General features: G+C 64.3%; 14 protein-coding genes. 9 read left to right on the top strand and 5 right to left on the bottom strand.

Going from position 1 to position 11,395, the window contains the following annotated elements; genetic code table 11:
- Positions 1-3: 3 nt before the first annotated feature.
- The 3 genes from AC4K8G_RS01855 to AC4K8G_RS01845 are packed head-to-tail and all read right to left on the bottom strand — an operon-like array spanning position 4 to position 3,551.
- Positions 4-1,404, bottom strand: coding sequence for an MFS transporter (locus AC4K8G_RS01855; protein WP_491732482.1), 1,401 nt, complete (start codon positions 1,402-1,404; stop codon positions 4-6).
- 18 nt (positions 1,405-1,422) lie between these two features.
- Positions 1,423-1,869, bottom strand: a complete 447-nt coding sequence (locus AC4K8G_RS01850) for a hypothetical protein (RefSeq protein WP_491732481.1) — start codon at positions 1,867-1,869, stop codon at positions 1,423-1,425.
- 41 nt (positions 1,870-1,910) lie between these two features.
- A complete protein-coding gene (locus AC4K8G_RS01845; protein WP_491732480.1) occupies positions 1,911-3,551 on the bottom strand; it encodes a phosphoenolpyruvate carboxykinase in 1,641 nt (546 codons plus the stop codon).
- A 180-nt stretch (positions 3,552-3,731) separates the two neighbouring features.
- Here AC4K8G_RS01845 and AC4K8G_RS01840 point away from each other — a divergent pair, with 180 nt between their 5' ends.
- Genes AC4K8G_RS01840 through AC4K8G_RS01805 form a run of 8 tightly spaced genes read left to right on the top strand, consistent with a single transcriptional unit; the run spans position 3,732 to position 9,211 of the window.
- Entirely contained in the window at positions 3,732-4,442 is a 711-nt protein-coding gene (locus AC4K8G_RS01840; RefSeq protein WP_491732479.1) for a response regulator transcription factor, read from the top strand.
- Entirely contained in the window at positions 4,411-5,982 is a 1,572-nt protein-coding gene (locus AC4K8G_RS01835; protein WP_491732478.1) for a sensor histidine kinase, read from the top strand. Before AC4K8G_RS01840 ends, AC4K8G_RS01835 begins: the two co-directional genes overlap by 32 nt.
- A complete protein-coding gene (locus AC4K8G_RS01830; protein ID WP_491732477.1) occupies positions 5,979-6,437 on the top strand; it encodes an HPr kinase/phosphorylase in 459 nt (152 codons plus the stop codon). Before AC4K8G_RS01835 ends, AC4K8G_RS01830 begins: the two co-directional genes overlap by 4 nt.
- The gene (rapZ, locus tag AC4K8G_RS01825; protein WP_491732476.1) at positions 6,437-7,357 is read left to right on the top strand and encodes an RNase adapter RapZ; all 921 of its coding nucleotides are present in this window, start codon (positions 6,437-6,439) and stop codon (positions 7,355-7,357) included. The genes AC4K8G_RS01830 and rapZ overlap by 1 nt, the downstream gene beginning before the upstream one ends.
- A complete protein-coding gene (locus tag AC4K8G_RS01820; RefSeq protein ID WP_491732475.1) occupies positions 7,354-7,761 on the top strand; it encodes a PTS sugar transporter subunit IIA in 408 nt (135 codons plus the stop codon). Before rapZ ends, AC4K8G_RS01820 begins: the two co-directional genes overlap by 4 nt.
- The gene (locus AC4K8G_RS01815; RefSeq protein WP_491732474.1) at positions 7,758-8,033 is read left to right on the top strand and encodes an HPr family phosphocarrier protein; all 276 of its coding nucleotides are present in this window, start codon (positions 7,758-7,760) and stop codon (positions 8,031-8,033) included. Before AC4K8G_RS01820 ends, AC4K8G_RS01815 begins: the two co-directional genes overlap by 4 nt.
- A gap of 3 nt (positions 8,034-8,036) precedes the next feature.
- Positions 8,037-8,834, top strand: coding sequence for a TrmH family RNA methyltransferase (locus AC4K8G_RS01810; protein ID WP_491732473.1), 798 nt, complete (start codon positions 8,037-8,039; stop codon positions 8,832-8,834).
- 35 nt (positions 8,835-8,869) lie between these two features.
- Positions 8,870-9,211 carry a COG3650 family protein gene (locus AC4K8G_RS01805; RefSeq protein WP_491732472.1) on the top strand — a complete coding sequence of 114 codons (342 nt, stop codon included), beginning with the start codon at positions 8,870-8,872 and terminating at the stop codon, positions 9,209-9,211.
- A 3-nt stretch (positions 9,212-9,214) separates the two neighbouring features.
- On the opposite strand, the gene AC4K8G_RS01800 is transcribed toward AC4K8G_RS01805, so the two are convergent.
- Positions 9,215-10,525 carry a DNA recombination protein RmuC gene (locus AC4K8G_RS01800; protein WP_491732471.1) on the bottom strand — a complete coding sequence of 437 codons (1,311 nt, stop codon included), beginning with the start codon at positions 10,523-10,525 and terminating at the stop codon, positions 9,215-9,217.
- Between the two features lie 107 nt (positions 10,526-10,632).
- Between AC4K8G_RS01800 and AC4K8G_RS01795 the strand changes: the two genes are divergently transcribed.
- Entirely contained in the window at positions 10,633-11,019 is a 387-nt protein-coding gene (locus tag AC4K8G_RS01795; protein ID WP_491732470.1) for a four-helix bundle copper-binding protein, read from the top strand.
- Here the strand turns inward: AC4K8G_RS01795 and AC4K8G_RS01790 are convergent.
- Positions 11,016-11,387: a DOPA 4,5-dioxygenase family protein gene (locus AC4K8G_RS01790; protein WP_491732469.1), complete on the bottom strand. Its 372-nt coding sequence runs from the start codon at positions 11,385-11,387 to the stop codon at positions 11,016-11,018. The genes AC4K8G_RS01795 and AC4K8G_RS01790 overlap by 4 nt on opposite strands.
- Positions 11,388-11,395: the final 8 nt, after the last annotated feature.

Raw genomic sequence — 11,395 nt, 5'->3', positions numbered from 1 at the left:
CGCTCAATCGAGGATGGTCGATCCGGCTTCGGGCACGGGCACAGTCTTGGGCGAGCGAAGCCGCAACAGGCTGAGGGCCGCCGCGATCAGTGCCGCTACTCCCGCCGCAGTCAGCAACGCGGGTGTCGCCTCAACCCCGAAAAGATGAAAGCCCACACCGACGACCACCGCGCCCGTCGTCTGCCCGAGCAGTCGCGCGGTCGCCAGCATTCCGCCCGCGGCGCCCGAACGTTGCCGGGGCGCCGAGCTGATGATGGTGCGATTGTTGGGCGACTGAAACAGGCCGAAGCCGATCCCGCACAGCGCCATGCGCCAGGCGATGTCGATGGTCTGCGGCGCGTGACCTAGTGTTGCCAGCGCGAACAGGCCGGCGGCGAATATCGCCAGCCCAACCCCGCCGATGAGGCCCGCACGGACCTTGTCGGCCAGCCGGCCGGCGAAGGGTGCGACGACGCCGAGCGCGAGCGGCCATGGTGTCATCAGCAGCCCTGTCTCGAAAGCGGAGTGGCCGAGCGAGTACTGGAACAGGAAAGGCAAGGTCACGAAGGCGAGCATTTGCGCGGCGAACGACACCGTCGATGTCGCGATCGACATGCGAAAGATGCGGATTTTCAGAAGATCGACCGGAAATAGCGGCGCGGAATCGCCCCATTCGCGGCGCACCAGCATGAATCCGGCGGCTAACCCTATGACAATCAAGGCTCCGCCGAGCGCAGCGTGTCTTCCGGTTGCTGTTTCAATCCCGAAGATCGTGCAGCCCATCATCGCCATGCTGAGCAGCGCGGAGAACCAGTCGACCGGATGGCCGTGGCCGCCGGCGTGCGGGGTCGAGCGGATGCTGACGATCACCGCGGCGATGCCGACGGGCAGGTTGATGAGGAATAGCCAGGGCCAGGACGCGACGCTGAGGATGATCGCGGCAAGAGTCGGTCCGGCAGCCGCGGAAATCGACAGGACCAGCGCATTGTAGCCCATGCCTCGGCCAAGGATTTTCGATGGATAGGTCGCGCGGACCAATGCCGGATTCATGCTCATGATGCACGCTGCGCCCGCGCCCTGGAATACGCGCGCCAGGATCAGCCCCACCAGGCTATGCGCGAGCGCGCACGCCACGGATCCCACAGTGAACAAGGCCAGCCCGGGGATATAGACCCGGCGGTAGCCGAGGCGGTCGCCGAGCGCGGCCAGCGGCAACAACAGGATCGTGATCGTCAGCTGATAGGAATTGACGATCCACACCGACTTTGCGGCCGATGCGCCAAGGTCCCTGGCGATGGTCGGGAGTGCAACGTTGGCGATCGCGCCGTCGAGGACCGCCATGGCCAGCGCCAGCCAAATGGCTGTCGCCGACCAATAGCGTTGCGGGACCGGGAGCCCGTCCTCGATCTGTTGCGCGGCAGCCACGAGCGTCGCCTTACGCGATTATGGAAAGGCCGCCACGTCCGGCTTGATGAACTCTCGCCGTGCCTCGACTGAGAACAGCCGCTCCCGTGAGTAAAAGCGGAGCGGCCAGTCGCGCCGGCCCATCGGCGACATCAAAAGCTCGTTGATCAGCTCGTGAAGCGGGGCCTTCGGGTCGGCTTCCATCAGGAACAGGCGAACGCCATGAAGGAAGGTGCGCGTAATCGTCTCATGGTAGCCTTCAGTGTCGCTGTTCACGCCGCCGACGCTCTCGTTGAAGCGGCGGATGACGCCCGGCAGCTCCTTATCGAGGTCGATGTCGGGGCGGCGCAGCAACAGATAGGTCGTCGCAGCGAGGTGCGCCTCGTGGGTCCATTCTTCCTTGCGAAGCGTGCAGGCGAGGAGGCCTTCGCCGAGATGCTCGATCTCGGCGTCGGTCGTGAAAAAGCGGGGTCGAAATTCGGTCATTGATCGGATCCTTGTGGAAGGCCCGATCAGTGACCGGGCCATTAAGCGGGTGTTGCGGTGGTCTGGCTTTGTTGCGCTTGTTGTCGCTCAGCCTTCGGGGCAGCTTGGCGCACGCCCTCGTCCACTTGGTCCGCAAATTGCGCGAAATTCTCGACAAACAAGTCGACCAGCTTTGCCGCTGTCGCATCATATTCGGCCGGATCACTCCACGTGCCGCGCGGGTCGAGCAGCTTGCTGTCGACGCGCGGAACCGAGACCGGCACTTCAAAGCCGAAGTTCGGGTCCTTACGGAACTCTACATTGTTCAGGCTGCCGTCGAGCGCGGCATTCAGCAGCGCGCGGGTTTCCTTGATCGGCATGCGCTTGCCGACGCCGTACTTGCCGCCGGTCCAGCCGGTGTTGACCAGCCAGCAACCGGCACCGCTCCTGGCAATGCGCTCCTTGAGCAAATTGCCGTAGACGGTCGGCCGACGCGGCATGAACGCGGCGCCGAAGCAGGTCGAGAAGGTTGCTTCCGGCTCGGTCACGCCGATCTCGGTGCCTGCGACCTTTGCCGTGTAGCCCGAGAGGAAGTGATACATCGCCTGGTCCGGCGTCAGCCGCGAAATCGGCGGCAACACGCCGAAGGCGTCGGCGGTCAGGAAGATGATCGTCGACGGCGGAGGGCCGAGGTTCTTCTCCGACGTGTTCGGGATGAAGTCGATCGGATAGGCGCCGCGCGTGTTCTCGGTCTTGCTCGCATCGGTGAAGTCGAGCTCGCGAGTCACCTCGTCCATCGCCACGTTCTCGAGAATCGTGCCGAACATCTTCGTCGTTGCGTAAATCTCCGGCTCGCCTTCGGCCGAGAGGTTGATCATCTTGGCGTAGCAGCCACCCTCGAAATTGAAGACCGCCGTATCCGACCAACCATGCTCGTCGTCACCGATAAGGGTGCGGCTGGCATCGGCGGATAGGGTCGTCTTGCCGGTGCCCGACAGGCCGAAAAAGATCGCGCTCTTGCCGTCCGCGCCGATGTTGGCCGAGCAATGCATCGGCATCACGCCCTCGGCCGGAAGCAAATAGTTCAGCAGGCCGAACACGCCCTTCTTCATCTCGCCCGAATATTCGGTGTTGCCGATGAGGATCATCTTCTCGGTGAAGTTGACTGCGATCACAGTGTCGCTGCGGCAGCCATGGCGTTCCGGATCGGCCTTGAAGCTCGGCAGATTGAGAATCGTATATTCCGGCTCGAAACCGGCCAGCTCTTCTGCCGCCGGGCGCACCAGCAAAGTGCGAACGAACAGGTTGTGCCACGCGAGCTGCGTGACGACGCGCACGGTCACACGATATTCGGGCTGGCTGCCGCCATAGAGGTCGGCGACGTAGAGTTCGTCCTGGCCGTTCAGCGCGGTCAGGAAGTCAGCCTTGAGATTGGCCCAATGCTCGGGCGTCATCGGCTGATTGATCTTGCCCCAGTTGATCGTCTCTTCCGTCGTGGCATCGCGGACGACGAACTTGTCCTTGACGCTGCGCCCGGTGAACTTGCCGGTATCGACGAGCAGCGCGCCATCCTTGGTCAGCTCACCTTCGCCACGGCGCACGGCGTGCTCGACCAGCGGCGCGGTCGTAAGATTCCAGAAGATCTTCGCACCAGTGACAATGCCCTGTGCGTCCAGACCGCTACGCGGAACCCGATCCGTCACTTGTGAACGTTCCCTTCCTGTACATGTCAAAAGCGGCGGCGGCCGGGTGGCCTGCCGCCGCATGCGTTTCTCGGGCCCCGATAAACCGGAAAAGTTGCGGGGTCAAAACGGCTCGGCGCGCCTTGTAACGCATCTGGGCGCTGGCTAAGCCCCGTCCGGGGCAGCCCTAGAAAGCCGCGGATGAGCCAAGTGATCGCGCTGGTCGACGACGACCGCAACATCCTGACCTCGGTGTCGATCGCCCTCCAGCAGGAAGGCTTCGTCACCCGCGTCTATTCGGACCCGACCGCCGCGCTCAAAGCCGTCGGCGATAATCCGCCCGACCTCGGCGTGTTCGACATCAAGATGCCGGGCATGGACGGCATGGAGCTGCTCCGGCGGGTGCGCGAATTCAGCTCGATGCCCGTCATTTTCCTGACTTCAAAGGATGACGAGCTCGACGAGGCGCTCGGCCTCGCCATGGGCGCGGACGATTACATCTCCAAACCCTTCTCTCAGCGCCTGCTGATCGCGCGCATCCGGGCCCTGCTCCGCCGTCAGGAGCTTGCTCGCGGGGAAGCCGTCTCGACCAGCGATGAGCCGGAACCGCCACTGCTCGAACGCGGCAGGCTGGTCATGGATTCGGCGCGTCACAAGGTGCTGTGGGACGGCAAGGAGGTGAGCCTGACTGTAACCGAATTCCTGATTCTGGAAGCGCTCGCCCAGCGGCCCGGGGTCGTCAAAACCCGTAACCAGCTGCTCGATACGGCCTATAGCGATGACGTCTATGTGGACGACCGCACCATCGACAGCCACATCAAACGCATTCGGCGCAAATTTCGCGTGGCAGATCCGGATTTTGATGCAGTCGAGACCCTCTATGGCGTCGGATATAGATTTGACGAACAGTGAAGACAGCGATCTTCGACTGAGCTGGTCAGGGCGGTGGACGCTTGGCTGGCGGATCCTCGCCGTCAACGTTCTCACCATCCTGCTGATTGCGCTCAGCACGCTCTATCTCGATGTTTTCCGTAATCGGCTGAGCAAGGAGCGGGCGCGCCAAACGCGGATCGAGGCCACGGCGACAGCCCAGGCGATCCTCGCCGCCGGTCCAGAGGATCGCGAGCCGATCATGGCGACAATCTCCAAATCGACCGGAAGCCGGCTGCGGCTGTTCGGACCCGACGGGAAATTGCTCGCGGACAGCTGGCGCGTGACCGGCCCGACCTACCAGCTAAAAGACCCCAGCACGCAAGGGTGGGACAAGGACGCCGCGCGTGCCCTCGATCGCGGGTTCAACTTCCTGGTTGGGGCCGTCTCGCTCGACGAATTCGCAGAGCCGGCGGTCGACCGTCTCCAGGCGTGGCCCGAAGCCCTCAAGGCGAAGGCCACCGGCAAATCCGTTACCGCAGTTCGCAACGCGCCGGACCTGACGCCCGTGATTTCGGCGGCGGTGCCTGCCGGAAATGGCGTGCTGCTAGCAACGGATAATGATCGCACGTTCACGCGCACCGTGCGCAGCCAGCGCGCGCTCATCGCCAGCGTGATGGCGGTATTGATCGCGATCTCGGTTTTCCTGTCACTGTTCCTGGCGCGGACAATCGTACGTCCGCTTCGCCGGCTGGCAGTCGCCGCACATCGCGTGCGGCTCGGCCGCTCGCGCGAGGTCAACGTGCCCCGCCTGCCATCGCGCAGCGACGAGATTGGGCTGCTCGCGCGGGCGGTGTCGGACATGAGCCAATCGCTGCGCCAGCGGATCGACAATATCGAGGCGTTCGCCGCCGACGTGACTCACGAGCTCAAGAACCCGCTGGCGTCGCTGCGCTCGGCGGTCGAAGGGCTCGACCGCGTCGAGGAACCCGAGCTTCGCCACAAGCTGATGAGCATCGCGCGGGACGACGTGTCGCGGCTCGACCGGCTGATCAACGACATCAGCGAAGCGGCTCGCACCGATGCCGAGCTGCTGCGCGCGCGCTTCGAACGGGTCGACCTCGGGCCGCTGATCGAGCAGCTGGTGCATAGCTGGGAGGCACGGCGCGAGACCGGAGACGCTCGCATCGCCTTTGCCCGGCCGCGCATGGATACCGCGGTGGTCATGGGCAAGCCCGACCGCCTCGCCCGCGCGATCAACGCGATCATCGACAATGCGGTGAGCTTCTCCCCGCCCGGCGGGCTGGTCGAAATCGCAGCAGCGCGCGTTGGCGACGAAGTCCGCATCCGTATCGATGACGAGGGCCCCGGCGTCCCTCCCGAAGCCCGCGAAGCGATCTTTAACCGGTTCCATTCAGTAAGGCCGGAGGGTGAGAATTTCGGGCGCCATTCCGGGCTAGGCCTCGCCATCGCCCAGGCTATCGTCAGAGGCCATGACGGGGAGATCGACGTGCAGGACCGCGACGACGCGCCTTCGGGAGCGCGCTTCACCATTCGCCTTCCGGCGGCAGACCGCGAATGAACCAGCAACCGACCCCCGGGCCGCGCCTATCGGCCGAAACACTCCATGCCAGCACGGTCGCGACCGAGGGCCGAGCGGTCCTGATCACCGGACCCTCGGGCTCGGGCAAATCGGATCTCGCGCTTCGTTTGCTTGACCGCGGATTCACACTCGTCAGCGACGACCAGACGACGGTCAAGCGCGATGGAGACCGCCTGCTCGCGTCCCCGCCCGCGAACATCGCCGGTAAGCTCGAGGTTCGCGGGATTGGCATCGTCGACATGGATAACCTCACTGGCGTGCCGATTGCCCTGATCGTCGAGCTGACGATGAACGAGATCCAGCGCATGCCGGACGACAGCCGCGAACGTCCGATCCTCGGCGTGTCGCTGCCAATCGTCGCGATCGACGCGATGACGGCGTCGGCCCCGTCAAAGGTCGCGCTGGCGCTCGACCGGATGGGCCGCAAGCTCTGATGGGTGGGCCGCGAACACCGCGGCTGTTGCTGGTCACCGGCATGTCCGGCGCCGGCAAGTCGACGGTGCTCGATGCCCTTGAGGACATGGGCTGGGACGTCGTCGACAATCTCCCTGCCGATCTGGTCAGCGATTTCGTTCACGGCGGCCGTCAATGCCGCACCGCCTCGGTCGCGATCGGCATGGATTCGCGCAGCCGCGGCTTCGACCCGCACACGCTCCCCGAGCTCATCCGCTCGATCCCCGGCGTCGAGTCCGAGATCCTCTACCTCGACAGCGCCGGGTCCGAACTCATCCGCCGCTACGACGAAACGCGCAGGCTGCATCCGCTGGCGCCGGACCGGCCGGCCGAGGACGGCATCGCGCGGGAGCGCGATTTTACCGCGCCGCTGCGCAGCGCAGCCGACAGCGTGCTCGATACGACCGACCTGAAGCCGGTCGAGCTTCGGGACGAGCTTCGCCGCCGCTATGGCGGAGACAGCGACGCGCCGGTGCTGACCATCGCGTCCTTCGCCTTCGCGCGGGGCATTTCTCGTACCGCCGACCTGGTCTTCGACCTGAGGTTCCTGCCCAACCCCCACTGGGTGGACGAGCTTCGCCCCCTGACCGGCCGTGACCAGCCGGTCCGCGACTATCTTGCGAAGGACCCGGCCTGGGGCGAGACGATGGAGCGCATCGAGGCGCTTCTCATGGACTGGATTCCCCGCTACTGGGCGGCCGGCAAAAGTTACGTGACCGTCGCGTTCGGGTGCACAGGAGGGCGCCATCGCTCGGTGGCCGCGGCGACCGAGTTGGCGGAACGGCTACAGCGCTCCGGATTTGCTCCGAATGTGCGTCACCGCGACCTGACCTCGCCGCCGAGTGACACGATCGAGCGGCATTCCGGACGCCACAGTGAGGCAGGCGAGTTGAACGAATGATCGGATTGGTGCTGGTGACTCACGGCCGCCTCGCGGCGGAGTTCGTCACAGCGATGGAGCATGTAGTCGGACCGCAGGACGCGATCGAAGCGATCTGCATTGGTCCCGAGGACGACATGGAAGGCCGTCGCAAGGATATCGCGGAGGCGATTGCCAAGGTCGATCAGGGCCAGGGCGTCATCATTCTTACCGACCTGTTCGGCGGTACGCCGTCCAATCTCGCCATCAGCCTGATGAAGGGCGAAAACGTCGAGGTGATCGCCGGGGTCAACCTACCGATGCTGATCCGCCTCGAGGGCGCCCGCAAGGTCATGCCGGTCCACGCCGCGGTCGCGGCCGCGCGAGAGGCGGGCCGCAAGTATATTTCCGTCGCGTCAGAGATCCTCGGGGAAGCCGCGGCTTGAGCGGCGCTGTCAGCCGCGAAGTCCGCATTGGCAATGTCCGGGGGCTCCACGCCCGCGCCAGCGCCAAGTTCGTCAATCTCGCCAGCGAAATCGATTCGACCATCGAGGTGGAAAAGGATGGGCACCGCGTCTGCGGCACGTCGATCATGGGCCTGATGATGCTCGGCGCGGCGATGGGCGACACGATCGTCATTCATGCCAGCGGCCCGCATGCCGAAGCGGCGCTCGAGAAGATGGTCACGCTGGTCGAGGAACGCTTCGGCGAGGAATAAGTGATGCCTCGCCAGGTCACCGCATTTTCCAACGAAACCGTCAAACGGCTCCGCTCGCTTCGAGAGAAGAAGGGCCGAAGGGCCGAAGGCATGTTCCTCGCCGAAGGCCTGCGAATCCTGACCGAAGCGCGGGACAGCGGCCGCCTGCCGGAGATCGTCGCTTTCTCCGCCGAAGGGGCGAAGCATCCGCTAGCGGCGAAGATCATCGAAGCCACCGAAGCAGCCGGCGGCGATGCGATCGAGACTTCGCCCGACATTCTTTCCAAGATGAGCGGCAAGGATAATCCGCAGATGCTGCTCGGCGCCTACAAGGTGCCGGAGACTGAGCTGGCGGCGATCGACAGGAGCCGGGCGTCGCTTTGGATCGTCGCGCAGGCACTGCGCGACCCCGGCAATATCGGCACGATCCTGAGGACCGGCGATGCCGTCGGCGCCGGCGGCCTGATCCTCGTCGACGACAGTGCCGACCCTTATTCGGTTGAAGCGGTGCGGGCGTCGATGGGTGCGATCTTCACCCAACAGGTCGCGCAAGCGCGCTGGCCGGAGTTCGTGGCGTGGCTGCGCTCCGGTGAAGGGCAATTGGTCGGGACCAGCCTGAAAGAGAGCGACGACTATCTCGAAGCGGAATATCGCAAGCCTTGCTTCCTGCTCATCGGCAACGAGCAGCAGGGCTTGCCGGCCGATTACGAAGCGGAGTGCGACCTGCTGGTCAAAATCCCGATGGCCGGTCGAGCCGATAGCCTGAACGCCGCAATCGCCGCCGCCGTAATGGCGTTCGCGGTCAAGGCCAGCTGGCGCTGACGGAACCCGCGCGAACGAACTAGGTTGTTCCGCCCATGAAAAGATATCTCGCGATCCCGCTCCTAGCGCTCACCAGCGGATGCCTGACCGCGCCGCCTCCCCCCCCGCCCCCTTATCATGCAGTCGGGACCGAGCCATTCTGGAACCTGCTGATCGACGAGCACAATTTGACGTTCACCCAACCGGATGCGGCGCCGATCCTGCAGCCGACCCCCAAGGTGATCATCGGCTTTGCCGGCGAAATCTACCAGACGCCGCGGATCAACGTGAACGTCGTCCACGCCCGGTGCAGCGATGGGATGAGTGACCGCGTCTATCCGGACAAGGTTCAGGTGACGGTCGACGGCCGCCAGTTCCACGGCTGCGGCGGGCTTTAACCCTTATTCCGCCGCGACCTGCGGCGGCTCGTCATTGTCCGGCCGGGGAGCCGCAAGCTTTGTCAGGGGTCGCGGCGCAATCTCGACCATGGGCGGGGCATCAAGCGACTTGGCGCTCCCCGCACCGAGATTCTCGAACCTTTTCGCCTGAGTCAGCACCTGGCTTTCGAAACTGCCGACCATCTGGTTGTAGGCGCTGTTGGCGGTCGAGAGGTTCTTGCCGACCCGTGTCATATGTTCATTCATCGTCGCAAGACGCGAGTGTAACTCCTTGCCAAGATTTGCGATTTCCTGCGCCGCTTCGGCCAATCGCTCCTGCCGCCAGATGCTCGCGACTGTCTTGGCGATAGCGACGAGGTTGGTTGGCGTGGCGAGCAGCACACGCCGCTCGAACGCCCAGTCCCACAGGGTCGGGTCCTGCTCGAGCGCGGCGGCGAGGAACTGCTCGCCCGGGATGTACATGATCACATAATCGGCGGCGTCGCCGAACTGCGCCCAATAGGCCTTGGACCCCAGCTGCTGGACGTGGTTGCGCATCGACGCCACGTGAGCCTTGAAGCAAGCCTGGCGCTTCTCGTCATCGACCTCGTCGCAGGCGTCAAGATAGGCATTGAGCGAGCACTTTGCGTCGATCACCAGCTTTCGGCCGCCAGGTAGCCGAACTATGACGTCGGGCCGCAGCCGCCCGTCGCCCGTCTCGACCGACACCTCGGTCAGGAAATCAGCGAACGGGCTGAGCCCCGCCTGCTCGAGCACGTTCTTGAGGCTCTGCTCGCCCCAGCGGCCGCGCGCCTTGGGCGAAGCGCGGAGCGCGTTCACCAGATGCCGGGTCTCGTCGCGGACCTGTCCCTGCCCCATCTTCACTTGCTCGACGACCTCGCGGATGCCCGCATAATGGTCGACGCGCTCCTTCTCGATCGTCTGGAGCTTGTCCTGATAAGCCTTGAGCAACGTTTCGACCGGGCTCACCGCCTGGGTGAACTTCTCCCCAGCCTGATCGAGAAATGACTTGCGCGCGTCGCCAAGGAGCTTGTTGGCGATCTCGTGGAACTGCGCCGACAGGCTCTCCTTCGCGTCCTTGAGCGCGGCAATCTGCTGCTGGAAGCTCTTTTCGCGCTCCTCCTGCCCCGCCTTCAGCGCGGCCAGATCCCTTACGGCGTCGCGACCTGCTTCCCGCTCCTTAATCACCTCATTGAGCTGAAGCCGGAGGTTCTCGACAGTCTGTTTTGCGCCCGCAGATTCGCGTGCGGCGTAGAGCCAACCGATGACTCCGCCGACCAACAGGCCCAAGAGGATGAACGCAACCGTTTCCATTCGATTCCCCAGCGGAACAGAATGGGAACAGTATAGGCCAAAGCGCGCGCCGCTCAAGCGGAACGGGCGAGGCTGTCCACAGGTTTGAAGATGATCGAGGAGAAAATATGTCCATTCGCAAGATGATCGGCCTCCACCCGGGCGCCGCCGGCCACGTTAATCAGCCGCTCGGCGATGCCGTCCATCACGCCATGTATTGCGCGAAGATGTGCCTGAGCTGCGCCGATGCATGCGCCGCGGAAGAGATGGACATGCGGCAGTGCATCCGCATGTGCCTGGACTGCGCCGACATCTGCGATGCGACAGCGAACCTGGGCCTCCGGCGGACCGGGTCCAACAATCAGATGCTAACCGAGATGCTCGAGCTGTGCGCCCGGATGTGCGAGGAATGCGCGGCGGAGTGCGAGAAGCACGACCACGAACATTGCAAGCTGTGCGCGATCATGTGCCGGGAATGCGCCGCCGATTGCCGCGTCGCCGCCGAATCGCTCTAAAAGTCCGACTTTCCGAAGCGGGGAACGCCCTGATTCACTCCCGCCGGATCAAGCACGCTGAGATCGAGCTCAAGGGGCTCGGCGATCCAATGGCCGAGGCTGGTATGGTCGGCGAGGTCGTCGTCGGTCAGGGGGTGGACCAGCGCGCGAAGCCCTGATTCCTCGATCAGCGCGATAACTTCGGCGCGCGCCGCCTCGAGAAAGTGAATCTCATACTGGGGAAGCGGATGCGGACCGACGCCGCGATCGGTCATCTGCCCGACAAACAGGATGTCATCATTGTTCTTGAATGCGTCCCGCAGCCGTTCGGCGGCCGGGCGATCCTCGTCCACGTAATAGATATGGGCGTGGTAGGGAGCGTCGCTCACTTAATCCC

Source organism: Sphingomonas sp. SP3, from assembly GCF_058514305.1.
Note: the sequence above shows the minus strand (reverse complement) of the source record. Positions and strands in the feature narration are given on the sequence as shown.

Coding starts and splice junctions, on each gene's coding strand:
- AC4K8G_RS01850 (WP_491732481.1), bottom strand. CDS start 1,869: ATGACCGAATTTCGACCCCGCTTTTTCACGACCGACGCCGAGATCGAG.
- AC4K8G_RS01840 (WP_491732479.1), top strand. CDS start 3,732: ATGAGCCAAGTGATCGCGCTGGTCGACGACGACCGCAACATCCTGACC.
- AC4K8G_RS01835 (WP_491732478.1), top strand. CDS start 4,411: ATGGCGTCGGATATAGATTTGACGAACAGTGAAGACAGCGATCTTCGA.
- AC4K8G_RS01830 (WP_491732477.1), top strand. CDS start 5,979: ATGAACCAGCAACCGACCCCCGGGCCGCGCCTATCGGCCGAAACACTC.
- rapZ (WP_491732476.1), top strand. CDS start 6,437: ATGGGTGGGCCGCGAACACCGCGGCTGTTGCTGGTCACCGGCATGTCC.
- AC4K8G_RS01820 (WP_491732475.1), top strand. CDS start 7,354: ATGATCGGATTGGTGCTGGTGACTCACGGCCGCCTCGCGGCGGAGTTC.
- AC4K8G_RS01810 (WP_491732473.1), top strand. CDS start 8,037: ATGCCTCGCCAGGTCACCGCATTTTCCAACGAAACCGTCAAACGGCTC.
- AC4K8G_RS01805 (WP_491732472.1), top strand. CDS start 8,870: ATGAAAAGATATCTCGCGATCCCGCTCCTAGCGCTCACCAGCGGATGC.
- AC4K8G_RS01800 (WP_491732471.1), bottom strand. CDS start 10,525: ATGGAAACGGTTGCGTTCATCCTCTTGGGCCTGTTGGTCGGCGGAGTC.
- AC4K8G_RS01795 (WP_491732470.1), top strand. CDS start 10,633: ATGTCCATTCGCAAGATGATCGGCCTCCACCCGGGCGCCGCCGGCCAC.